The following is a 22,857-nucleotide window of genomic DNA, read 5'->3' on the forward strand; positions in this document are numbered from 1 at the left end:
AGGCGGTCGCGCAGCTCGTCGGCGCGCGCCCAGTCCTTGGCGGCGCGGGCAGCAGCTCGTTCCTCCAACACGGCCTGAACCAGCGCATCCAGCGCCGAGTGCTCGGCCGCAGCCGCACCAGAGGCACCCGCGCCGATGCCGGCCTGTCCGCGCCACTGCTCGGAGGCCGGATCAAGGCCCAGCACATCCAGCATGGAGCGAACCAGGACCTGCTCGCGATACACACCGGAAACGTCACCAGCAGCGAGCGCGGCGTTGCCGGCCTTCAGGTGCTCGTGCAGAACCGCGAGCGCGCCGGCGACATTGAGGTCGTCGTCCATGGCGGCGACGAAGGCCTCGGGCAGGTCGGCGGGAGCCAGGGCAATCTCGGAGGCTGGAGCCTCGCCGGCGGCCTCGATGGCACGAGCCACGAAGGTGGAGAACTTCTCCCAGGCGGCGTGCGCGGCGGGCAGGGTCTCGGGGCCCCATTCGATGGCGGAGCGGTGGTGCACGGTCGACAGCGCCCAGCGTACGGCGACGGCCGGGTACTCCTCGGTGAGCGCCCCGATCGACAGGACGTTGCCCAGCGACTTGGACATCTTCTCGCCCTTGGTGGTCACCCACGCGTTATGGACCCACAGGCGCGCGAACTCCCAGCCGGCGCCGTGGGACTGGGCCTGCTCGTTCTCGTGGTGCGGGAAGCGCAGGTCGATGCCGCCGCCGTGGATGTCGAATTCGTCGCCGAGGTAGCGCCGCGACATGGCAGAGCATTCGAGGTGCCAGCCGGGTCGGCCGCGTCCCCAGGGGCTGTCCCACGAGGCAGTCTCGGGCTCACCGGGCTTGGTGGCCTTCCAGAGGGCGAAGTCGCGGGGGTCGCGCTTGCCGGCCTCGACGGCCTCGTCGATTTGGGCGTCGTCTTCGGTGGTGCGCATGTCGGCCAGGCGCTGGCGGGTGAGCGAGCCGTAGTCGGGCTGGGAGTGGACGTCGAAGTAGACGTTGCCGCGCCCATCCGAATAGGCGTGTCCCGCGTCGATGAGGCGCTGGACGAGGTCGAGCTGCTCGGGGATGTGGCCGGTGGCGCGCGGCTCGTACGTGGGGGCCTGCACACCGAGGGTCTCGTATGCCTCGGTGAATTCGCGCTCGAAGCGGTAGGCCCAGGCCCACCAGTCCCAGCCGGCCTCGGCCGACTTGTTCAGGATCTTGTCGTCGATGTCGGTGACGTTGCGGACGTAGGTGACCTCGTAGCCGCTGCGGCGCAGCCAGCGGATGAGGGTGTCGAAGGAGACGGCGGCGCGCAGGTGGCCGACGTGCGGGGATCCCTGGACGGTGGCGCCACACAGGTAGATGCCGACCTTGCCGGGGGTGACCGGGTTGAGGGGCTGGATGCGGGCGCTCTTGGAGTCGTACAGGTGCAGCATGGCATCAATCCTACCTGGCAGGGAGGGGAGGCGAGGGAAACGGGCACTTCCCGGGAGTATGTAACGAGGCCCGGGCCCCGCCCACGCAACCGCGCGGGTTCGCAGGTGGGGGCTCGGGCCTCGTCGAGTGAAAGAAAACTCAGGCGCCGGGGCGCACGCGCTCGCGGATGAGCGCCTTGAGGTCCTCGGCGGAGTTGGCGAGGGGCGTGACGCGCTCTTCGCGGCCTTCGATGCCTTCGAAGCGCTCGGGCACGGGCGGGAGGTGGCCGGTGGCCTCGAGGATGGTGTCGGCGAACTTGACGGGCAGCGCGGTCTCCATGACGACGAGCGGGCCCTCGATCTGCGGGCGCACCGCGCGGGCGACGTGGACGCCGTCGGCCGTGTGCGGGTCGAGGAGGTAGCCGCTTTCCTTTTCCGTGCGCGCGATCTCGGCGAGGCGGTCGGCGTGCGTGGAGGTGCCGGAGGTGAAGCCGTAGGTGTCGCGCAGGGCGGCGAACTCGGGCGTGCCGGACAGGTCGAAGTAGCCGTCGCGGGCCAGGGCCGTCTCGAAGAGGGCGCGGGTGGCGTCGCCGTCGCGGCCCATGAGGTCGAAGATGAAGCGCTCGAAGTTCGAGGCCTTGGAGATGTCCATGGACGGGCTGGAGGTGGCCAGCGTGTCCGCGGAGGAGCGGGGCCGGTAGACGCCGGTGCGGAAGAACTCGTCGAGGACGTCGTTCTCGTTCGTGGCGACGACAAGGGTACCCAGCGGCACGCCCATCTGGCGGGCGATGTGGGCGGCGCACACGTTGCCGAAGTTGCCCGAGGGCACGACGACGCTGACCGTGGACGAGGCGTCGGCCCCTTCCTCGGTAACGCGCAGCCAGGTGGCCACGTAGTAGCAGACCTGGGCGAGCAGGCGCGCCCAGTTGATGGAGTTGACGGCGCCCACGTGCCAGGTGGCCTTGAAGTCGGCGTCCATGTTGACGGCCTTGACGAGGTCCTGGCAGTCGTCGAAGACGCCGTCGACGGCGACGTTGACGATGTTCTCGTCGAGGAGAGAGAACATTTGGGCGCGCTGGAACGCGGTCATGCGCCCGGCGGGGGTGAGCATGACGACGGAAAGCCCGGGGCGGCCGCGCAGCGCGTACTCGGCGGAGGAGCCGGTGTCGCCGGAGGTGGCGCCGACGATGGTGAGCCAGTCGCCGCGGCGGGTGAGCTCGTATTCGAAGAGCTCGCCGAGGAGCTGCATCGCCATGTCTTTGAAGGCGGCCGTGGGGCCGTTCGAGAGGTGGGCGATGTGCAGGTCGGTGCCCTCCAGGGCGTCGACGGGGACGATCTGGGGGTCGGAGAAGGAGGGGGTGCGGTAGGCGCGGGCCGTGATCGCGCTCAGGTCGCCGGCGGGGATGTCGTCGACGAAGAGGGAGATGATGCCGGCGGCCATGGCGGCGTAGCCGTCCTCGCGCAGGACGATGCGCAGCTCGTCCAGGTCGGAGCGAGACAGCGTCGGGTATTCCTCGGGCAGGTAGAGCCCGCCGTCGGAGGCGAGTCCTTCCAGGAGGATGTCACTGAAGGAACGGGTGGGCGTGTTGGGGCCGCGTCGTGTCGAAATGTAGCGCACGGGTCGATCCTATCGGAGAGGGGGCGTGGCCTGCGAGGGCGCCCGTTCCTCGTCACATGCGTGGGACGAGGCCGGGGCCATGTGAGCCCGGGAAACCTCACGACCGTCTGTGGTACAAACGACGGGTGAGTACGAACGATTCCCAGTGGACGCAGCCCACCGCTGCCGATTCCTCGAGCGCCCCGGTTCCCCCGCCGCCGACGGGCACCCCGTACGCGAGTGGGCCCGCCTCGTCGACGAACGTGTTTGCCGCGCCGTCGTCGGTCCCCAACCCCATTGCACGCCCGAATGATCCGGGAGCCGCCTCGACGGTCTCGTCGAAGCGCGGGTGGTTTATCGTCTTGTCGATCCTCGCGTTCCTCATCGTCATCCTCCTGCTCCTCGGATACTTCTTCCGGCCGTGGGGCTCCACGCCGCGCGAAGAGAAGAACAGCTCCCAGGGCTACAGCGGGTCCGCGACGAACACCGGTAACCTCTCGAGCGCTTGGGCGGCGGGCGTCGGCACCGCGTGGACCCTCGACAGCGTCTCAGCCGTCCGGGGAGAGCACCAGGACGTGGTGACCCTGGTGGACGGCACGACCCTGTACGTGGCTGGTACCCCTAGCAGCCATGAGGGGATCGACGTTGCTGCCGTCGATATTTCGGGCTCGCAGCCGCAGGTTATCTGGGATTCGAGTGACCCGCAGGCGAGGCGTGATTCCTCTCGTTTGCCGCTGCGCATGACGTCCGTCGGCGACAAGCTCATCGTCGGCAACTACACGGTGGACAAGGCGACGGGTGAGGTTCAGGAAGCCCCCTGGATCGATGACTCGCCCCTGACGGCGGTCGGTGACGTCCTCGTGACGTGCTCGGGTGCCGAGACCTGCGCCGGGTGGACGTGGGAGTCCTCCGAGTGGAAGCAGCAGTGGAAGTCGATCACGGCGCTGCAGGACACGAGCAACGAGATCTGGGATATGCGCGACAGCCTGGTCGTCGGCTCCGGAGACGACACGTCGGTCCTGGCCCCCGTGCAGGGCAGGCGATCCCTGCAGCTGATCAACGTGCACACGGGAACGGTCGCGACGCTCAGTGACAGCGTTCGAATGGAGCAATCCGGCTACCGACGCGATGTCCTCGTCGCCAGCGACGGAGTCGCCATCAGGGATAACAACGACCTGGTGTCGTTCTATGACGCATCCGGGACTCTCGTCAACTCCTTCGAGATGACGCGCTACCTGAGTGCGATCGCGGACGGCGGCCAGGCCCCGACCCTCGAGGAGCTGCAGGCATACCTGAAGTCCGGGAAGGCCCCGTGGACGACGGGCATGATCGAGGCGTCGGGCCCCAAGTGCGAGGACGTGACCGTCTCTCCGACTTCGGCCGGAAGCTCGCGCATCGTACACAAAGCCAAGGGCCTGACGGTCAGTTCCAGCGATCCCTGCTACACGGATATTGACGAGGTGCGTATGAGCCCCGACGGCGCCGCGGTGTACGTGTCGAATGGCAACAGCACGGAGATCGAGCACGCCTACTTCCTCGACACGAATGGGGACATCGTTCACGAGGCCACGGACATGATCGAGGCGGATGAGGTGACGTGGGCGTTCGACGACCTCATCATTGCGGTATCGAAGGGCCAGGTCACGGCCTTTACTCCGGCTTCCGCGTGACGCTACCCTGGTGCCATGACTGATCTGCCTTTCCGCATCGGCCAAGCGGTCGACGTCCACGCGTTCGCCGCTCCCGACTCGCCGCGCCCTCTGATGGTCGCGTGCCTGGAGTGGCCGGGAGAGCGCCCTCTCGAGGGTCATTCGGACGCGGACGTTGCCGCGCACGCTCTGTGCGACGCGATGCTGCTGGCGACGGGTCTGGGTGAGTTGGGCACGGTCTTTGGCGTGGACCGCCCGGAGTGGGCGGGCGCCTCGGGGCGTGCCCTCCTCGAGGAGGTTCGCCGCATGGCGGCCGAGGCCGGCTGGGTACTCGGCAACGCGACCGTGCAGGTCGTCGGGAATCGGCCTCGTATGGCCGCGCGCCTGCCCGAGGCCTGCGCAGTCATGAGCGAGATCGCGGGGGGCACGGTCACCGTGTCGGCGACGACCTCGGATCGTCTGGGTTTCACGGGACGAGGCGAGGGCGTGGCCGCACTGGCAAGTGCCCTCATGGTGCGCGCCGAGTAGGTCTCCCATTCGCGGCTGCTCGGCACCGTCGAGGCTTCCGCGCGTGAGGCCTGCCCGCAGTCCCATTCACTGCCGCGAGCGCACTCGGGGCGCGGTTGCATGGTAGAAACGTCTCATGAGCAACGACGACTTCCCCCGCAGCCCCGACGACGAGGCGCCTTCTCGCCCCTCCGATGGACGGGACGGGGAGCCGTTGGCTGATACCCCGGATTTCCCCGAGTTTGGCGAGCTTCCGGGGTTTACTCCGCTGCCCGAGCTCGCCCCTCTGCCGGAGTTGGCCCCGCTGCCGGATTTCGATGATTTCTTCACTCTGACCCCACCCACCGACGAGGCGATCACCGAACAGGTACAACCAGAAGGTCCGCAGGAGATGGACCTGCTCGCGGGCGTCGCACCCCTGCCCGAGCTCGCGCCGCAGCCAGCCATCGCGCAGCCCCTCACGGAAGAGCCGACAGCGCCTGACGATGAGAAAGAGCCGATGGAGAGCGGCGTCGCCTGGCCCCAGGCCGAGGAAGCCCCGGCGCAGGACGGTCGCGGTGCCGCTGTGCTGGCCAGCACTTCCGTAAGCGCATTCGAGCTGCTGCCAGACGAAGCCACCTCGGAGGAGCCACAACCTGCCTCGCGTGACGTTGCGTCCATAGCGGCCGCCACGGCCTCGTCGTGGAGGACGTCCGAAGGCGACCGGACGCCGACTGCGCTGCGCGCCCCAGCCCCCGAGCCCTCGCGGACATGGGTGGACAAGACGGCCGTCAAGCGGAAGCCATCTGTCGTCATGATTGTGCTCGGCTGTATCATCGCGCTCAACGTCGCAGTTTCCCTCTTCTCTCCCGGTCGGAGCGGGTCGTCGTCGACGCCTTCGTCCCATCAGACCTCGTCGAGCGCCAGCGCTGCAACGAACACGGAGGTACGCGAACATGCTGCGAACCTGCCGGCCCGTGCGCCCGGGTACCGCGGGAGCGCCACGAACACGCATTCCATATCACCGCAGTGGTCCTCGGGCGTGGCGACCGCATGGTCGCTCTCACTTCCACCAGAGATGACTCGGTTCACCCCGCATATGTTCGTCGACGGCCAGGTCCTCTACATCGCCGCCACAGACAGAAACACAGGCCAGAGCGGCTCCACCCTCAGAGTCGTGGCCTACGACTTGTCCGGGGAGGAACCCAGCCTCCTGTGGGACACGGTCGGACCCACGGAAAATTCAGCGATCGTCACGTACGAGCCGGCGTTCCTGTCGAACGAGACCCAGCTCTTTTTCCACGACGTGGTCATCGACAAGGCCACCGGCGAACACTCGCAAGCCCCGTGGGGCATAGAGATTCCCCTTGCGCAGGCCGAGGGCATCGTGGTGACTTGCACGCCACCGTCCACCTGCAACGGGTGGACGCAGGCGTCCGGCGAGTGGACGAACCTGTGGACGACGACCACGATCGCCCAGGCGTCCTACGCGTTGCGTGACCATGGTTTGGGCTACGCTCCCACGGGCACTACCCTCTCCGGCAGTGGCGCGCTCACATCCTTCCTGGTCCCCTCCCCCCACCAGGTATCCCCACAGATCATCAACATCCATACCGGCGAAACAACGACGCTGCCCATTCCCGATCAGTCAGGCTTAGGCCAACACGTCGAGGTGGCGACCGACGGCTTCGTCATCGTCGACGTCAGCCAGCAAAATGGGCTCCTTCTCGACAGCTCGGGAGCCCTCCAATCCACGTTCTCCACAGCAGGGTACCGACGTCTGCCCGCAGTCAGCCGTGACGGAAACCAGCCGAGCACCGCTGACATCAAGACCTTCATGACAACAAAGACCGCGAATTGGGCAACGGGAACGGTGAGCCTCGTGGGCGAGAACGACTGTTCCATCGAGGTCACCCTCACCTCCGATGGGTCGACGCACAAGACCCCCGTGCCCGGCGTGCTGAGCCAGCACATGTCCAGCTCGTGCTATTTCGAACCGAAGGAGGTCCGCGTCAGTGCGGACGGTTCGGTTCTGTACATCGACACCTTCACCTACCAGGACGAGAAGCGATACTTCATCGACACCGCCAACGGCCTCATCTACACCTCACCCGAACTCAACTCGCCGAAACAGATCATGTGGGTCTTCGACGACATGATCATCGGCATGACTGAGAGCGGACTGAAGGCGTTCGTACCGGCCTCGTCGTAACACCGCCCGCTCTGGGTGTGATAGAAACTACTCATGAGCAATGGCGATCATTCGGGCACGAACACACCCTCGCGCGAGCAGGGCAGCGGGATGGAGCGTCACGCGCCCACCAAGCAGCCTCCTCGCGAGAGCAAACTGTTCTCGCTGCCGCGCATCGTGACCACCCTCGCCGTCATTGTCCTGATCGTTCTCGTCGGCAGATGGATCTGGCCCTCCGGCTCCACTGCCCCATCGTTGCAGCGAACGGCGCGAACATACGACGCACATGCCCCGACCTCGGGCTACAGCGGGCACGCGACCAACACGCATCTCCTATCTCCCGACTGGGCTTCGGGCATTGAGACGGCGTGGCGACTCCCCCTCAACGCTGGGGATAAGAACGCTACCGTCTTCCTCTACGCCGAAGGAAGCACGCTCTACGTCACCTTCCAGTCCATTCTGGGATCCTCGAAGGCCTTTACCGCGCAGGCGTACGATCTGTCCGGCACCGAGCCTCGCCTGCTGTGGGATGAGAAGAAACAGAAGCCCCCGCACATCGACACGTCCGCATTCGTCGTCACCGACACGGACATCGTGTTCAATTCCATCATCATTCACAAGGCAACCGGGCGACTGTCCCACACCCCGTGGGAGGACATGAAACCGGTCGCACTTGCTGACGGCGTTCTCGTAGCGTGTGACGAGGACGTGACATGCGACGGCTGGGAACGAGGATCCTCCGGCTGGGAACAGAAGTGGACATCCAGGACGGCTCAGCACTCCTTCACGAGTCTGAACCGGGATCGGATTACCTATCTTGACAGCAGGGTCATCACAAACGGCGAAACGACGAGAGTTCTCCTACCGATCAACACCGACCAGCATCCAGCTCAACTCATTGACCCACTCACCGGAGTCGTCACAAACCTCGAGGACCCCGCTTCCTACAACTCTGAGGAGCCCCGCAATCTACTCCTCGCGCACGACGGCATCGTCGCCTACGACGCCTTCACAGCCCTCACCTTCGATGCGGGAGGGTTCCTCGTGGGAGTACAGCCTGCCTCAACTGGCGGGCGCATGACGACGGACGACGGGACCCTACCCTCCATCGCCGATATTCAGGCGTTTTTCTCTGGCTCGGCTCCAACGTGGGCAACAGCGACCGTGAAAACGGTGAACGGGGCAAAGGGAGAGCAATGCCCCTTCCTCACGGTCACCCCGACGGGCGGGGGCCCCAGCCGCGCTGTCTGCCCCAACGACAACAACCTCAACCATACGTACGTGGCGTACTCATCCTCAGACATCCGCGTCAGCCCCGGAGCCGACGTGGTGTTCGCCGAGTTCAACACGCTACAGCGGCACAACGAGGACGTCTTCGTCGATACGAGGAACGGAAGCTCATACGTCTCCGAGGAACTCAACGCGGCCAAGAACATCACCTGGGTGTTTGACGACCTCGTCGTCGGCGTCATCGACAACACCATCGTGGCGTTCACGCCTCACTCGTCGTGACGGCAGCGCTTGAAGGGGAAGGAAGGAATCGTGAGCAATAACGATCTGATGAGTCCAGATCCCAACGCGTCTCGCGCGCCTCGCAAGCGGAAGGGCCTCCTGTGGCTGCGCATTTTTCTCCTCACCTGGGTGGCCTTCATACTGGCTTTCATCCTGAACATGTGCGATCAGGGTGACAAGCACCCCACACCACAACCCGATGTCGACTGGGGGAACGCGGCCCCCACGGGCTACCGCGGTTCAGCGCGGGACACGCGCGCTCTCTCCCCGGAGTGGGCCTCGGGCATCGCCGTCGCGTGGACGCAGCCCTTCGATGCTGCGGCCGCCGCCGTACCACCGCGGCTGTTCGCGGAGGGCTCCACGCTCTACGTCGTGTCCTACGGCCCGAACTCGAATGCCGTCACGACGATCACGGCCTACGACGTGTCTGGCGCGGAGCCGAGCGCCCTGTGGACGACGACCGGTCCGCGTCCCTCCCACCTGCGCACCTACGCGTACCCCGAGTTTCTCTCAACCGACACGCACCTCGTGATTGGCCCACTCCTCGTCGATAAGGCGACCGGCGAACAGACCCTGGCCCCCTGGGGCAACGAGCTGCCCATGGGAGTCGCCCAGGGCGTCCTGGTCACGTGCGACACCGTCGCGACCTGCAGCGGTTGGACGGACGAGGAGGGCGCATGGGCCCAACAGTGGAGCACGACGACCTCGCCTCAGAGCCACAACGGATTGACGTTCCTCTCCCCCATCACACACCCGACGGACGCGCTCACTGGCAGCGGGGAGAACACCTCAGTACTCGTGCCCGTCGACGTGTCGCACGCTGCCCCGCAGCTCATCGATCCGCGCACCGGGGAACTACGGACCCTCGGCACGCCCCCGTCGAAGGACGAGGAGATCAAGCCTCAGGTCACGCTTGCGAGCGACGGCGTGGCCGTGCTGAGAGACGGCAACACAGTGACCACCTACGATTCGAGCGGCGCTGTCGTCGACACGTACACGCGCGTACCCCGCGACGACCTTTTCACCAGTGACGGACCGCTCCCAACACTCGAGCAGCTCAAGTCCTTCTACACGGATGGGACAGCGCCATGGGAGACCGGCCTGATCGCGGTCTCTCGAGGCGGCGCTCATTCGCGTCCATCCATTCAACTTTCGTCAGCCGAGAACAGCGAAACCACCGGGATGTTCCCCGACTGGGCATTCATGGAGGAGTACAACGAGCCCGATTTTCTCCCTTCCGTCACGGCACGCGCTAGCGCCGACGGCACGGCCCTGTACGTACGAGGCCCGGGCCCAGCCGGCACGCCCACGTTCGTTTTCGCCATGGCGGACAACGTGACGAGAAGGTCGAAGCAACTCGACCAAACGATCAACCAGACGTGGGTCTTCGACGATCTCCTCGTGGGGGTCACGAAAAACGGCCTGGTTGCCTTCACGCCCGACCGCGACTAAGAGGACAGGAAAACGAACGTCCCCGACGCCCGAGGATCACTCGGTTGCGTCGGGGACGTCTCGCTGACGGGCGGGGCCTCGTCGAGGAGCTCACTCCTCCATGTGTGCCAGGGTCGCGCGGTCCGCCTTCACCGGGATCGTGAGGGCCAGGCCCACGCCGAGGATCAGCATGATGCCGAGGATGCCCCAGTAGGTGTAGTCCTCACCGGCGGGTGTCATGCGCTTGCCGAGCATGAGGAAGAGACTGTACATCGCGGGAGCCATGAAGGACACAGCGCGGCCGGTCGTCGCGTAGAGACCGAAGACCTCACCCTCGCGACCAGCGGGGATGATGCGCGACAGGAAGGAACGCGACGCAGACTGGGTGGGGCCAACAAAGACGCACAGGACCAGGCCAAGAGTCCAGAACACGACGGGGCCGCGGGCGTGCAGGAAGAAGACGCCGAAGCCGGCGACGACCATCGCGCACAGGGACAGGATGATGACCTTCTTCGGGCCGATCTTGTCGTCGACCCACCCGAAGGCGACGGTCGCGAGGCCGGCGACGATGTTCGCGGCGATCGCGAAGATCATGACCTGGCTGGCGGTGAAGCCGAAGGCGGTCTTGGCCAGGACGGCACCGAAGGTGAAGACGCCGGCGAGGCCGTCGCGGAAGACGGCGGAGGCAATGAGGAAGAAGAGGGTGTGCGGGGCCTCGTTCTTGAGGGTGCGCACGGTGCGCCACAGGAGCTTGTAGGAGTCGATGATCGACTCTCCGTCGCCGCCGGTCTGGACCTTCTTGGGCAGCGGCGGGTTCACGATCACGGGAATCGCGAAGCCGCCGAACCACAGAGCGGCGATCACCATGGAGATGCGGATGTTCAGGTGCGCGTCGGTAGGCACGCCCAGCAGGTTCACGCCAATGAGGCCGACGTAGAGGATGAGCAGCAGGACGATGCCACCGATGTAGCCGGACGCCCAGCCGAATCCGGAGATCTTGCCGCGGTCTTCCTTCTCGCCCAGGTGGTTGAGCATCGCGTTGTAGTTCACCGAGGCGAACTCGAAGAACACGTTACCCAGGCCGAGCAGCGCAATACCCAGCATGAGGGCGCCCTGGGGCCCGAGGACCGACTCGGGGTGCACGAAGTACATGGCGAGCATGCAGACGACGACCGCGCCCGTGAACCATCCGAGCCAGACTCCGCCCCGGCCTCGTCGATCGGCGCGCTGGCCGGTAATGGGGGCGAGCAGGGCGATGAACAGGCCCGCAATCGTCATGCCGTTGCTGAGCCAGGTCGAGGCCGTGCCCGAGTCAGTGAAGACGCCGTCGCTGGTCAGGTAGGTCGTAAACACGAAGGTCGTGGCGACCGCGTTGAAAGCGGCGCTGCCCCAGTCCCAGGCCGCCCAGTCGACGACTTTGCGTGTGATGACGCGATGTGGGGTGGTGGGCGTTGTGCTCATGGGATCGGGCTCCTTCGATGGGGAGTGCTCGGAGGCGCGTGTGCGCCCAGGGTGAAACTACCACGTTTCGTAGCTCACGTTCTCTTCGGGCCGCACCAGGAACAAGGACGGGGAGAACCTCGAGGAACCGAACAAGAGAATCAAGGCCTCGTCTAACACTTGGGATGAGGCCGATAAGGAGATCGTTTACTCGGCTGCGAGGATCTGCACAAGGGCCAGGTCGAGGGGGCGCGTGACCTTCATGGAGCGCTCGTCACCCGCGACGGTCTGGACGGAACCCCCAATGGCCTCGACGAGACCGGCGTCGTCGGTGGCCGCAGCCGCCTCGTCCGCACCCAGGGAGGCACCCGCCTCGTGCGCGCGCATAAGGACATCCCACCGGAAGCCCTGCGGGGTCTGCACGGCCACCATGTCGGAGCGACGGGGCGTGCCCGTCACGATGCCGGCGGCATCCACGGTCTTGAGGGTGTCGGTGACGGGCAGGACGGGAATGACCGCGCCCGCGCCGCCGGCGACCGCGTCGATGACGCGCTCGGTGACCTGCGAGGGCGTCAGGGGCCGCGCCGCGTCGTGCACGAGGACGACCGCGTCTGCGTCGCGCTCGCCGAGGGCGGCCAGGCCAAGGGCCACCGACTCCTGGCGCGAACGATCAGAGCCGGCGACGACGGTCAGGCGGTCGATATCGGTCAGGGCGCGCTGAAAATCCTCGATGGACGAGGCCGGGGCCGTCACGACGATCGCCCCCACTCCCCCGGCGCGTAGGCCGCGGGCCGCCCACCACACGAGGGGGCGACCCGAGAGTTCAACGAGGGCCTTCGGACACTCGCAGCCAAGGCGAGAACCGGATCCTGCGGCCGTCAGGACCGCGCAGGACTCACTCTTCGACGGCATCTTCTTCGATCTCGATGCGACCCTCAGCCAGGACGGCGTCGAGGCGCTCGGCGGCGGCGGACTTTTCGATGTTGCGCGCCAGGGCCAGCTCGGAGGTGAGGATTCCGCGGGCCTTCGTCAGCATGCGCTTCTCACCCGTGGACAGCTTCTTCAGATCGTCGCGGCGGGTCAGGTCACGCACGACCTCGGCGACCTTGACGATGTCGCCGGTGGCGATCTTCTCCTGGTTCGCCTTGAAGCGACGCGACCAGTTGGTGGGCTCCTCGATATAGGGGGCGCGCAGAACGGAGAGGACCTCTTCAAGGCCGTCCTCGTCAACGATGTCGCGCACGCCGACCATGTCGACGTTTTCGGCGGGGACCTGAATCTCGAGGTCGCCCTGGTTCACGCGCAGCTTCAGGTACGTCCGCTCCTCACCACGAATGGTGCGCGTCATGACCTCTTCGATCGTGGCTGCGCCGTGGTGCGGGTAGACGACCGTCTGACCGATTTCAAACGACATGGATGGACTCCTGAGTGCTTGCGTGGATAGCACAACTATTCTACCAGCTGGCGAGCAAAACCGACCCGTACAGTGTGAAAGCTCAACGTTACACGCATACAAGGATCGACACAAACCAACTTCAAGCACGACCGCAATTCGTCCCAGCATGCGACCCTGCTCACGGTCAAACGTGCACCATAAGGACGGTCATCACACCCAAAAACGCGCAGGATTCTGGGCATAACGAAGCCCCGGCCTCGCCCATGCAGACGAGGCCGGGGCAACGCGTCAGATCACTTGCCCTGGTTGGCAACCGCGGCGATCTTCGCCTCGGCCTCGGGATCCAGGTAGGTGCCGCCCTTCTTAATGGGCTTAAGGGTCTCCTCGTCGAGCTCGTACACCAGCGGAATACCGGTGGGGATGTTGACGCCGGCGATGTCCTCGTCGGAGATCTCATCCAGGTGCTTGACGATGGCGCGCAGCGAGTTGCCGTGCGCGGCAATCATGACGGTCTTGCCGGTCTTGATCGCGGGAACGATGGTCTCATCCCAGTAGGGCAGCAGACGCGCGATGACGTCCTTGAGGCACTCGCTCATGGGGACGGGCTCACCGGCGTAGCGGGGATCCTGATCCTGCGAATACTCGGAGCCGGCCTCGATGGCGGGCGGGGCCACGTCGAAGGAACGGCGCCACAGCATGAACTGATCCTCGCCGTACTCGTCGCGGATTTCCTTCTTGTTCTTGCCCTGGAGCGCACCGTAGTGACGCTCGTTGAGGCGCCAGTTGCGCTCAACGGGGATCCAGTGGCGATCAGCAGCGTCGAGGGCGAGGTTCGCGGTCATGATGGCGCGACGCAGCATCGACGTGAACAGGAGGTCAGGCTTCACGCCCGCTTCCTTGAGGAGCTCGCCACCGTGGGTAGCCTCCGCGCGGCCCTTGTCCGACAGCGGAACATCCACCCAACCGGTGAAGAGGTTCTTTGCATTCCATTCGCTCTCGCCGTGGCGGAGCAGCACCAGTTTGTAGCTCATGTCTCCATTCTCCCACAGGTAGGGGCCACCTCCTACACCCCGTGGCGTTGATCACGCCACAGCTTGGACAGTCCCCCCACCACCCCCACCCGAGGCATCGAAGCCTTGTTCGAACAAACACCCCGGACATACCCTGATTATCCCCTGACCGGCACGTCATTTTCCCCTGACAGCCTTGATATTCCGCGGTTTTACATAATTACCGGAACAGTGTGCGCGTGATTCTATTTCCCGTACGGTTAAGAACATGAACATCACACGACGTACCTTGGCAGCCTCCACTCTCATCGCTGCGACCGCTCTCGCCCTCGGCGCCTGCGGCTCCTCGAAGCCCCAGGCAACCGACACGTCCCCCGCCGCGGACCCGACGACACCGGCGGCCACCCAGTCGGCCACGGCCTCGTCCGTTCCGACCGTCCCCGGATACCGCCCCGGCGAAATCCCCCCGATCCCCCTGTTCGCCGTCCCCTCCATCGACGTCTTCGCCTCCAACGCTGACAAGGCCATCGTCGATTCCGCATCCAAGACCCTCAACACGGTCCCCGGCATCACTGTGTCGCCCGCCAAGTGCGACGGCACCTCCCTCGTGTCCGGTACGACAGTCTTCGGCGGTGACGGCTCGGCAGTCTCCTCCTCCGACAATGGCACCGTCGTCAACGACGGCCAGGGCGGTGGCACCATCACCGAGGGGCCAATTTCGATCATCTACGGCGGCGACGGTTCTGGCACCTACTCCAACGCCGAGACGATGGTGTCCCTCGTTGTGAGCGCGGACGGCTCCGGCACCTACTCCACCCCCACCACGAACATCAGCCTGGACGGCCACGGTGGCGGCAACTACTCCAACAACACGGAGATGGAGACGATCACCATCGAGGCCGACGGCTCCGGCGTCTACTCCAAGGGAACCGCCACGATCATCAACAACGGCGACGGCACCGGCAGCTACACGGACGAGAAGCTGACGATTATGAACAACGGCGACGGCACCGCGACCGTCAACGGCAAGGACGTCAAGGATGCGCCGAAGGTCGAGAAGATCGGCAAGCTCGGCAAGTTCCCGCCCGTCGCCAACCTCAAGCCCGTGGAATCCTGCGGCACCGTCATCACCCTGGAGGACGGCGTCCTCTTCGACTTCGGCAAGTCCGACATCCGCCCCGAGGCCGCCCAGACCATCAAGTCCCTCGCGACCGTGCTCTCCAGCAACAAGGTTCCCGCTGCCCACATCTACGGACACACCGACTCCATCTCGGACGAGGCCTTCAACCTGCAGCTCTCCCAGGAGCGCGCGGATGCCGTGATGGCCGAGCTGAAGAAGGACGGCGTGAGCTCCACCCTGGACGCGACCGGCTACGGCGAGTCGAAGCCGGTGGCCCCCAACGAGAACGCCGACGGTTCGGACAACCCCTCGGGTCGCGCACTCAACCGCCGCGTCGAGATCTTCATCCCCGCGTTCTAGTACCCTGACTAGCGCTTATCTACGACCGATCAACGAAAGGGAGACACCATGTCCCTGAAGTCCCTCCTTCCCACCGCGGCCACCGTCGCCGTCGCCACCCTGGCTCTCGCGGGCTGCTCCATGACCACCAACGTGTCCGGCGGCGACTCCTCCGCCCCCACCTCCTCTTCCTCCGAGGGCACGGACCATTCCGGCCACGACCACTCCGACAAGTCCGATTCTTCGGATAAGTCCGACGCCAAGACCTACACCGTTGAGGTGTCCAACTCCCACGTCGACATCCCCGACGGCACCACGAACGTCGTGGTCAACGGCTCGAACAACCACATCGTGGGCGACGACGTCACCGAGATTACGATCAACGGCTCCGCGAATGCCGTCGAGGTCGACTCGGCCAAGACAGTGTCCTTCACGGGCTCCAACAACGCGGTCCAGTACAAGGACGGAGCCGCCCCACAGGTCGCCAGCGACTCGGGTGCGAATAACGCCGTCGCCAAGGGCTGACATTTTCAACAGGTGAGGGGCGGTGCGCTTGATCCGCACCACCCCTCACTGCATGAATACAAATTGTGGGTACGCACACTGCGTACCCACAATTTGTATGACTAATGTCAGGCCTGAGCCTTGCGGTATTCCTCAACAACCTCAGCGGGAATACGTCCACGCTCGGACACATTGTGCCCATTTTCCTTCGCCCACGCGCGAATCTTCGCGTTCTCGAGGCGCTGAGTGGGGTTGCCCGCATTGCCGCGGCGACGGGTCGAACCCGTCTTACGGCCAGCCTTGATGTACGGCTGAATTGCTTCGGCAAATTCCTCGAAATGAGCGCGGTTCAGGTCAATTTCATAGGACGCGCCGTTGAATGCAAAACGGACGGTCTGGTCGGCGGGGGTGCCGTCGAAATCATCGACGACTTCCACAATCTTCTTCGTCTTCTTCACGATGTCGTTCCTTTCAGGGAAATGAGAGTCGGAATTAATAAAGTGCCTCATTCACTAGAATTAGGGTAACTCACAATTGAGCGGAATTGTCAACGCAAATTTCAAATCGAACGTGACGTACACTGCACCGATTTATTGATCTGAGTAATTGAAAGTTATACTCGTAGGCAGCCCGAGGCCTGTTCGGCCTCACCAAGAAGCAGCACCGAACGAGGAGAAACCGTGAGCAGAGCACACCACCCCCGAGCGGCGGCCTGGGAGCTCTACTTCACCACGACGGCTCGCCTCACCGAACGCATCGAAGCCGCCCTCAAGTGTCAGGCGAGCCTGTCGATGCCCGAATACTCCGTGCTCCTCATGACCGACCGCGCCGGCGAGGAAGGCATCCGCCCCTCTCGCCTCGCCCATGAGGTCGTCTTCTCACGCTCACGCCTCACCCACACGATGAAGCGCCTCGAATCCCGAGGCCTTATCGAGCGCCGCCCGTGCGAGGGCGACGGCCGCGGAGGCCTCGTCTCCCTAACGCCAGCCGGCAAGACCCTCTTCGACGAGGCCGCCCTGGTCCAGCGCGACGTCATCCGCCGCCTGTTCCTCGACGACATCACGCCCGAGGAGATCGACATGCTCACCGGCCTGTTCTCGCGCGTGAGTGAGCGCCTCGACTCCGACACGCCATGTCCGTGAGCACGCGCCGGCTCGCGGTCGCAACACTCCTCACAGGGGTGGTTGCTGGCCTCGTTGGCCTCGCATGCAAGCACATCCTTCACTGGCTCCAGGCCCTCGCCTGGAACATGCACACGGGCACGCTACTCGAGGCCGCGAGCGCCGCCTCCCCCACCCGACGCATTCTCATCCTCACCCTCGGCGGATTGATCGGCGCCCTGTCCTGGTTCCTGCTGTTCCGCCGCAACAAGACCATCACCTCCGTGTCGGCCGCGGTCGACGGCACACCCATGCCTCCCCTGCGTACTTCCTGGCATGCCCTCACTCAGATCGTCATCGTGAGCCTGGGAGCATCCGTCGGACGCGAGGTCGCGCCCCGTGAGATGTCCGCTGCGCTCAGCGCCGCGGTGGCCGATCGACTGCGGCTCAGCACCGAGGACCGGCGCATCATCGTCGCCTGCGCGGCGGGCGCGGGCCTGGCCGCGGTCTACTCGATCCCCCTGTCGGGCGCGATCTACACGCTCGAGATCCTCCTCGTCTCGCGCTCGGGGCGCGCCGTTGCGCCCGCGTTCCTCACCTCGGGCCTTGCGGTCCTCGTTTCCACGGGATTCACGAGGCCGGAGGCCTTCTACACGGTCCCCACCCTCACGCCGTCCCTGTCCCTCACCGTGTTCGCCGCGATCGTCGGCCCACTGCTCGGGGCGGCCGGGTGGGCGTTCAAGAAGGCCGTAGCACGGATCAGCGCCGACCGTCCGCGCGACTGGCGCGTACTCGTGGCACTCCCCCTCGCCTCTCTGCTCGTCGGCATCACGGCCGTGTGGGTGCCCTCCGTCGTGGGCAACGGGCAGGCCAGCGCCCAGACGCAATTCGATGCGACGTGGGCTACCGGTATGGGGCTCGCGTTCGCTCTGCTGGTTCTCCTGGCGAAGACCGCGACGACGCTCCTAACAATCCGCGCGGGAGGCTGGGGTGGCGTCCTGACCCCCGCCGTCGCTCTCGGCGCTGGACTGGGGGCCGTCATCGGGCTGCCGTGGGCGACCGCGTGGCCGGGGTCGGAAGTGGCGGCGTTCGCCTTCCTCGGCGCCGCAGCTTTCCTGGGCGCGTCCATGAACGCTCCCTTCACGGGCCTCATCCTGGTCATCGAGTTCACGGCCCAGGGCCCCACGATCCTCGTGCCCGCGGCCCTCGCCGTCGGCGGCGCCACGGCGGCCGCGACCTGGCTGACCCGCCGGGCTTCACTGGGCCGCCAACCATAGCCGCCTCTGACAGTCGCTGTGCACATCCGGATAGGTTAAGCGCATCCGGATAGGTTAAGCGCATCCGGATAGGTTATTAAGCTATCCGGATGTTTGTTACCTATCCGGATGTTTGTTACCTATCCGGATGTTTGTTAGCTATCCGCGTGGGCACTCGTTCGGCACCCGGGCCACCCCGGCCTCGTCCCCTCAATGTCGCACGTAATTCGCTCACCAATACTTCAGCTTTTTAAATCAGATGCCCAGAATTGCAACGTTTTTGGGCGATCCCAAAAACTGACCCAGTTAAATTACGTGCGAGATTTGTGGGGAACCACAGACATCTGAGCGACACCTGAGCGACACCAGAGCGACACCAGAGACGCCAGAGAGGCGTCAGATCTGCGCGAGCGCCTGATCCAAGTCCGCAATCAGATCCTGCGCGTCCTCGAGGCCGACCGCGAGGCGCAGGAGCGTGCCGGGCACGCCGCCCACGCCTCCCACGCGCGTCGAGTGCGTCATGATCGCGGGGTGCTCGATGAGGGACTCCGGCGCACCCAGGGATGCCGCGAGTGCGAAGACGCGCGTGCGCGTCGTCAGCTCGATCGCCGCCTCCTCGGTGGCAACCTGGAAGGAGAGCACTCCTCCCACGCCGGCCGGGTTCTGCCTGCGCGCCAGCTCGTAGCCAGGGTCCGAGGCCAGCCCCGGATAGTGGACGGCCGTGACCTTCGGGTGGGTGGCCAGGAACTCGGCGACTTTCTGCGCGTTCTCGCAGTGACGCTCCACGCGCAGCGCCAGCGTCTTGAGGCCACGGTGGGCCAGGTACGTGTCGCGCGGGGAAGGCACGTGCCCGAGGGCCATCTGCAGCTTCACGGCCTCGGCGGCCGCGTCACGCTCACCGAAGAAGGGCTCGACGTGCGCGGGCAGCTCCAGACCATCGCGCAGGATGAAGGCGCCGCCGACCACGTCAGAGTGGCCGCCCACGTACTTGGTCGTCGAGTGCACGACGACGTCCGCACCCAGCTCGAGGGGACGCTGCAGGACCGGCGTCGCGAAGGTGTTGTCCACGATCAGCAAGCCGCCCACCTCGTGCGTGAGGGCCGCAATCGCGGCAATGTCCGTGACCAGCAGGAACGGGTTCGAGGGCGTCTCCACCCACACGATCTGCGGACGCTGGCTTCGGATCACGCGCTCGGCCTCGGCCAGGTCGGTGAGGTCCACGGCCTCGGAAGTAATGCCCTCGGCGGGCTTGATGACGCTCAGGAGCTTGTGGGTGCCCCCGTACACGTCTGTCGAGTGCACGACGTGGTCGCCGGGGCGCGCCAGCAGGCGGATCACCGTGTCCTCGGCGCTCATGCCCGACGGGAACGCGAAGCCGTGCGTCGCCCCCTCCAGGGCCGCGAGCGCGCCCGCGAACGCGTTGGTCGTCGGGTTGCCGCAGCGCCCATACTCGTAGCCTTCTCGCAGCTCGCCGGGCCGATCCTGCACGAACGTCGATGCGACGTGAATCGGGGGTACCACGTCACCCGTGATGGGGTCCGGGTCGAACCCGGCGTGGATGGCCAGCGTGGAGAAGGTCGTACAGTCAGGCGTGCTCATGCCTCCACGCTACGAGGCCGGGGCCGCATCCGCCGGAGGGTTTCGTTCGGCGGTCAATTGTGACAGCGCGCGCCTACACCCAGCCGGCCAGCGCGATGCGCGCCTGCTCCTCCAGGGACGCGACCGCACCCTCGGAGTCATTGCCCCACGGCACGTAGTGGAAGTCCCCTCCCCCGGCCTCGACGAAGGTCTCGCGGTTGAGCTGGTCGATCTCCTCGAGCGTCTCCAGGCAATCCGCCATGAAGCCCGGGCAGATGACGTCCACGCGCGGGCACTTCGCGGCACCCAGCTCGGCCATCTCCTCGATCGTCTGCGGGCCCAGCCACTCGGCGCGCCCGAACACGGACTGGAAGGTTGCCGTCAGGGACCCCATCGCCAGGCCCAGACGCGACTCGAGGGCTGCGACCGTGTGACGGCATTCGGCGCGGTAGGGGTCCCCGGCCTCGTCCATGGCGACCGGGATCGAGTGGAAGGACACGACGACGCGGTCCCCCGTCAGGAAGTTCGGGCGGCCTACGCGCTCCCAATGGCGCTCGAGGGCGGTCGCGAGCGCCTCGATGTATGCGGGGGCCGCGGGGAAGGATCGGTGCAGGCGCAGCTCGAATCCGTCGCGGTTGCGGCCAATCCACTGGGCAACCGCGTCGTTGATCGTCGTCACCGTCGAGGCCGCGTACTGCGGGTAGGCGGGCAGGATCGCCACGCGGCGCACGCCCTGCGCATGCAGGCGGTCCAGGACCGAGCCAATCGAGGGCTGTCCGTAGCGCATCGCAACCTCGACGCGCACGCCCGGCAGGCGCTCGCGAAGGAGGCGGGCCTGCTCGCGGGTGTAGTGCATGAGCGGCGAGCCCTGGTCCGTCCAGATGCTGCGGTACTTGCCGGCGACCTCGCGCGGTCGGACTCGTAGGATGATGCCCTCCAGGATGGGCTTCCACAGGAGCGGGCTCATCTCGATGACGCGACGGTCCGAGAGGAACTCGCGCAGGAAGGCGCGCACCGGGCCGGGCTCGGGGGCGGTCGGCGTCCCCAGGTTGACGAGGACGAGGGCGGGCTGCGCCTCGCTGCTCTGCGCGCGGTTCGGCGTCGAAGTGGTGGCTGCTGTGTCCTGGGAGTTCGTCACGCCACCAGCCTAATGTTCACGCTTCCCCGTGTCGCTGACGCTGTGTCACCTCCCGGGACCTGAGCGCGTTGCTCACACCGCCCCAGCTTATTCGCTTGGGGCGGTGCCGAAGCCTTGCGCCAGCCTTCACTCCCCAATACGACGCACGCCCCTCGTGCTCACATACAAGGGTGCCCCGCCTGCGACAGGCGGGGCACCCCAACGTTATTCAAGCGAGCCCGCTTGGCTCACTTCCTCCCGGCGGAGGTGTGCGGCTCAGGCCTGGCCGTTCTGCGAACGGATGAACCACGCCTGCTGCTCGAAGCGACGGATGTAGTCGTTGAGGATGTCGGCGGAGGCGGAATCCTCGGCGTCGACCTTCTCGTGCACGTCGCGCATGGTGCCCACGGTCGCGTTGATGGCGGCGACGGCGAGCTCCTCGGCGTCAGTGGTCTTGATGATCGTCTCGGGGACGGTCGGCAGGGTGTTGCGCTGGGCGACGACCTCGGGCAGGCCGTTGGGGACGACCTGGAGGGCGCGCATGCGCTCGGCGATCTCGTCGGAGGCCTCGCGGGCGATGTCCACGACCGCGTCGAGGTAGAGGTGCAGCGAGCGGAAGCCCTCGCCGGTGATGTTCCAGTGCAGCTGCTTGCCCACGAGGGACAGAGCGGTCACGTCGGTGAGGACCTTCTGCAGGTTGCCTGCGAGAACGTCGGAAGCCTTGAAGCCGGTGGACTCAACGGTCATGTTGTTTCTCCTATGCATGTGTATTCGGTACGGGGCTCGCCCTTGTGGGGCTGTGCCCTTCAGACACATCCATCTTGGCCCTTTGGTCCCAGGATTTCTAGTGCTAACAGCCCTTTAGTCAAATGTTTCACTATCTCGTAGTCGCGAGGGAATAATCCTCGGATTTCAGCGTTTTAAGGTCATTGACGCTTTCATTTTTCAGGCCAGGTTCGCCTAACCAATCTTGCCCGAGGCCACGGTTGCCTCATGCGGTTGGGTGCCGGCATTTGGGCCCAGGCACCTGCAGGGGCACGACGGCGTGACGCACCGATATATAACCGGAGCTTCATCAAACCCTCTCACGCGCACGTTAACCCACCTCGTGGAGCGTGGATGGCTGCACCCACGCGCATATCTGGGGGTTTACGTGCGAGTCAACAGGGTAACGTGCATGTTCAAGGGCTAACGCGCGAACAACACACCACGACAGCGATCGATTCCGCCAAATCGCAGACCCATTCAGCAAAACCAGCCGTTTTTGGAGTCTTTTCACCCAATGGGTCTGCAGTTTGGCCACGACACCACTGCAAACTGCGAGATCACCGCCACCAATCGGGGGGAATTGCATCATTAGAGCTGCGACACGCCGGAGATACGCCGCCAGCCAGCTTCTAATGCTGCAAAACCCCCATTGCTTCCCGTGCGGAGGGATTGGTAGACCCAGCTGCGGAGCTCCACGCACAACGGTGAGACAAGCGCCAGATAAATTTCGCACGTAATTTATCTCGGTCATTGTTTAAGACCTCACGAAAACGTTGCAATTCCAACGATACGAATTCAAAGTTTGAAACAGTGAAACGGGAATTACGTGCGGAATTGCTGTTTGGCAACCAAAACCGGGCTTCGAGACGACGCGCCCAGACACGCACAGCGACACAGCGACGCCGGTGTGGAGGGCGCCGGTGGGCCAGGCTGCGGCGCCCGTGGGCGGTGGCGGGGCCTGGCCGGGCTTCGAGACGACGCGCCGAG

General features: G+C 65.4%; 19 protein-coding genes. 9 read left to right on the plus strand and 10 right to left on the minus strand.

The window, feature by feature from the left end; translation table 11 throughout:
• Both cysS and thrC read right to left on the minus strand, forming a co-directional pair.
• Window positions 1–1,397 (minus strand): cysteine--tRNA ligase (gene cysS, locus HMPREF1137_RS06360; RefSeq protein ID WP_007590178.1); only part of this gene is annotated, 1,397 nt, incomplete at its 3' end.
• Between the two features lie 139 nt (window positions 1,398–1,536).
• Window positions 1,537–2,994 (minus strand): threonine synthase, encoded by a 1,458-nt coding sequence (thrC, locus tag HMPREF1137_RS06365; protein ID WP_007590166.1) that lies wholly within the window; start codon window positions 2,992–2,994, stop codon window positions 1,537–1,539.
• Between the two features lie 125 nt (window positions 2,995–3,119).
• Between thrC and HMPREF1137_RS06370 the strand changes: the two genes are divergently transcribed.
• The 5 genes from HMPREF1137_RS06370 to HMPREF1137_RS06390 all read left to right on the plus strand — a co-directional run bounded on the left by HMPREF1137_RS06370 (window position 3,120) and on the right by HMPREF1137_RS06390 (window position 10,263).
• On the plus strand, window positions 3,120–4,643 hold the full coding sequence (locus tag HMPREF1137_RS06370) for a hypothetical protein (protein ID WP_007590168.1): 1,524 nt from the start codon (window positions 3,120–3,122) through the stop codon (window positions 4,641–4,643).
• Between the two features lie 15 nt (window positions 4,644–4,658).
• Complete coding sequence (ispF, locus tag HMPREF1137_RS06375) at window positions 4,659–5,150, plus strand: 2-C-methyl-D-erythritol 2,4-cyclodiphosphate synthase (RefSeq protein WP_007590186.1); 492 nt, start codon at window positions 4,659–4,661, stop codon at window positions 5,148–5,150.
• Window positions 5,151–5,265: 115 nt separating this feature from the next.
• A complete protein-coding gene (locus HMPREF1137_RS06380) occupies window positions 5,266–7,320 on the plus strand; it encodes a hypothetical protein (RefSeq protein WP_007590163.1) in 2,055 nt (684 codons plus the stop codon).
• 33 nt (window positions 7,321–7,353) lie between these two features.
• A complete protein-coding gene (locus HMPREF1137_RS06385) occupies window positions 7,354–8,811 on the plus strand; it encodes a hypothetical protein (protein WP_007590180.1) in 1,458 nt (485 codons plus the stop codon).
• 30 nt (window positions 8,812–8,841) lie between these two features.
• Window positions 8,842–10,263 carry a hypothetical protein gene (locus tag HMPREF1137_RS06390; RefSeq protein WP_007590176.1) on the plus strand — a complete coding sequence of 474 codons (1,422 nt, stop codon included), beginning with the start codon at window positions 8,842–8,844 and terminating at the stop codon, window positions 10,261–10,263.
• Window positions 10,264–10,353: 90 nt separating this feature from the next.
• On the opposite strand, the gene HMPREF1137_RS06395 is transcribed toward HMPREF1137_RS06390, so the two are convergent.
• The 4 genes from HMPREF1137_RS06395 to HMPREF1137_RS06410 form a co-directional block, all read right to left on the minus strand.
• On the minus strand, window positions 10,354–11,703 hold the full coding sequence (locus tag HMPREF1137_RS06395; protein WP_007590165.1) for an MFS transporter: 1,350 nt from the start codon (window positions 11,701–11,703) through the stop codon (window positions 10,354–10,356).
• 186 nt (window positions 11,704–11,889) lie between these two features.
• Window positions 11,890–12,594, minus strand: a complete 705-nt coding sequence (ispD, locus tag HMPREF1137_RS06400; RefSeq protein ID WP_007590160.1) for a 2-C-methyl-D-erythritol 4-phosphate cytidylyltransferase — start codon at window positions 12,592–12,594, stop codon at window positions 11,890–11,892.
• Window positions 12,578–13,096 carry a CarD family transcriptional regulator gene (locus tag HMPREF1137_RS06405; protein ID WP_007590187.1) on the minus strand — a complete coding sequence of 173 codons (519 nt, stop codon included), beginning with the start codon at window positions 13,094–13,096 and terminating at the stop codon, window positions 12,578–12,580. The genes ispD and HMPREF1137_RS06405 overlap by 17 nt, the downstream gene beginning before the upstream one ends.
• A 275-nt stretch (window positions 13,097–13,371) precedes the next feature.
• On the minus strand, window positions 13,372–14,109 hold the full coding sequence (locus tag HMPREF1137_RS06410) for a phosphoglyceromutase (protein WP_034497170.1): 738 nt from the start codon (window positions 14,107–14,109) through the stop codon (window positions 13,372–13,374).
• Between the two features lie 247 nt (window positions 14,110–14,356).
• Between HMPREF1137_RS06410 and HMPREF1137_RS06415 the strand changes: the two genes are divergently transcribed.
• Window positions 14,357–15,568: an OmpA family protein gene (locus tag HMPREF1137_RS06415; protein WP_007590184.1), complete on the plus strand. Its 1,212-nt coding sequence runs from the start codon at window positions 14,357–14,359 to the stop codon at window positions 15,566–15,568.
• Between the two features lie 48 nt (window positions 15,569–15,616).
• Window positions 15,617–16,072 (plus strand): DUF3060 domain-containing protein, encoded by a 456-nt coding sequence (locus HMPREF1137_RS06420; RefSeq protein ID WP_007590167.1) that lies wholly within the window; start codon window positions 15,617–15,619, stop codon window positions 16,070–16,072.
• A gap of 107 nt (window positions 16,073–16,179) precedes the next feature.
• Here the strand turns inward: HMPREF1137_RS06420 and HMPREF1137_RS06425 are convergent, their stop codons facing one another.
• Window positions 16,180–16,509, minus strand: coding sequence for a histone-like nucleoid-structuring protein Lsr2 (locus HMPREF1137_RS06425; RefSeq protein WP_007590158.1), 330 nt, complete (start codon window positions 16,507–16,509; stop codon window positions 16,180–16,182).
• Between the two features lie 222 nt (window positions 16,510–16,731).
• Between HMPREF1137_RS06425 and HMPREF1137_RS06430 the strand changes: the two genes are divergently transcribed.
• Both HMPREF1137_RS06430 and HMPREF1137_RS06435 read left to right on the plus strand, forming a co-directional pair.
• Window positions 16,732–17,193: a MarR family winged helix-turn-helix transcriptional regulator gene (locus HMPREF1137_RS06430; RefSeq protein WP_007590161.1), complete on the plus strand. Its 462-nt coding sequence runs from the start codon at window positions 16,732–16,734 to the stop codon at window positions 17,191–17,193.
• Window positions 17,184–18,428 carry a chloride channel protein gene (locus HMPREF1137_RS06435; RefSeq protein ID WP_034497172.1) on the plus strand — a complete coding sequence of 415 codons (1,245 nt, stop codon included), beginning with the start codon at window positions 17,184–17,186 and terminating at the stop codon, window positions 18,426–18,428. Before HMPREF1137_RS06430 ends, HMPREF1137_RS06435 begins: the two co-directional genes overlap by 10 nt.
• 375 nt (window positions 18,429–18,803) lie before the next feature.
• On the opposite strand, the gene HMPREF1137_RS06440 is transcribed toward HMPREF1137_RS06435, so the two are convergent.
• From HMPREF1137_RS06440 to HMPREF1137_RS06450, 3 genes are all read right to left on the minus strand, one after another.
• Window positions 18,804–20,006: a PLP-dependent transferase gene (locus HMPREF1137_RS06440; protein ID WP_007590182.1), complete on the minus strand. Its 1,203-nt coding sequence runs from the start codon at window positions 20,004–20,006 to the stop codon at window positions 18,804–18,806.
• Window positions 20,007–20,079: 73 nt separating this feature from the next.
• Window positions 20,080–21,123, minus strand: a complete 1,044-nt coding sequence (gene hemH, locus HMPREF1137_RS06445) for a ferrochelatase (protein WP_007590174.1) — start codon at window positions 21,121–21,123, stop codon at window positions 20,080–20,082.
• 255 nt (window positions 21,124–21,378) lie between these two features.
• The gene (locus tag HMPREF1137_RS06450; RefSeq protein ID WP_007590173.1) at window positions 21,379–21,849 is read right to left on the minus strand and encodes a Dps family protein; all 471 of its coding nucleotides are present in this window, start codon (window positions 21,847–21,849) and stop codon (window positions 21,379–21,381) included.
• Window positions 21,850–22,857: the final 1,008 nt, after the last annotated feature.

It is taken from the genome of Actinomyces sp. ICM39 (assembly GCF_000282935.1).
Taxonomy (GTDB): Bacteria; Actinomycetota; Actinomycetes; order Actinomycetales; family Actinomycetaceae; genus Pauljensenia; species Pauljensenia odontolytica_B.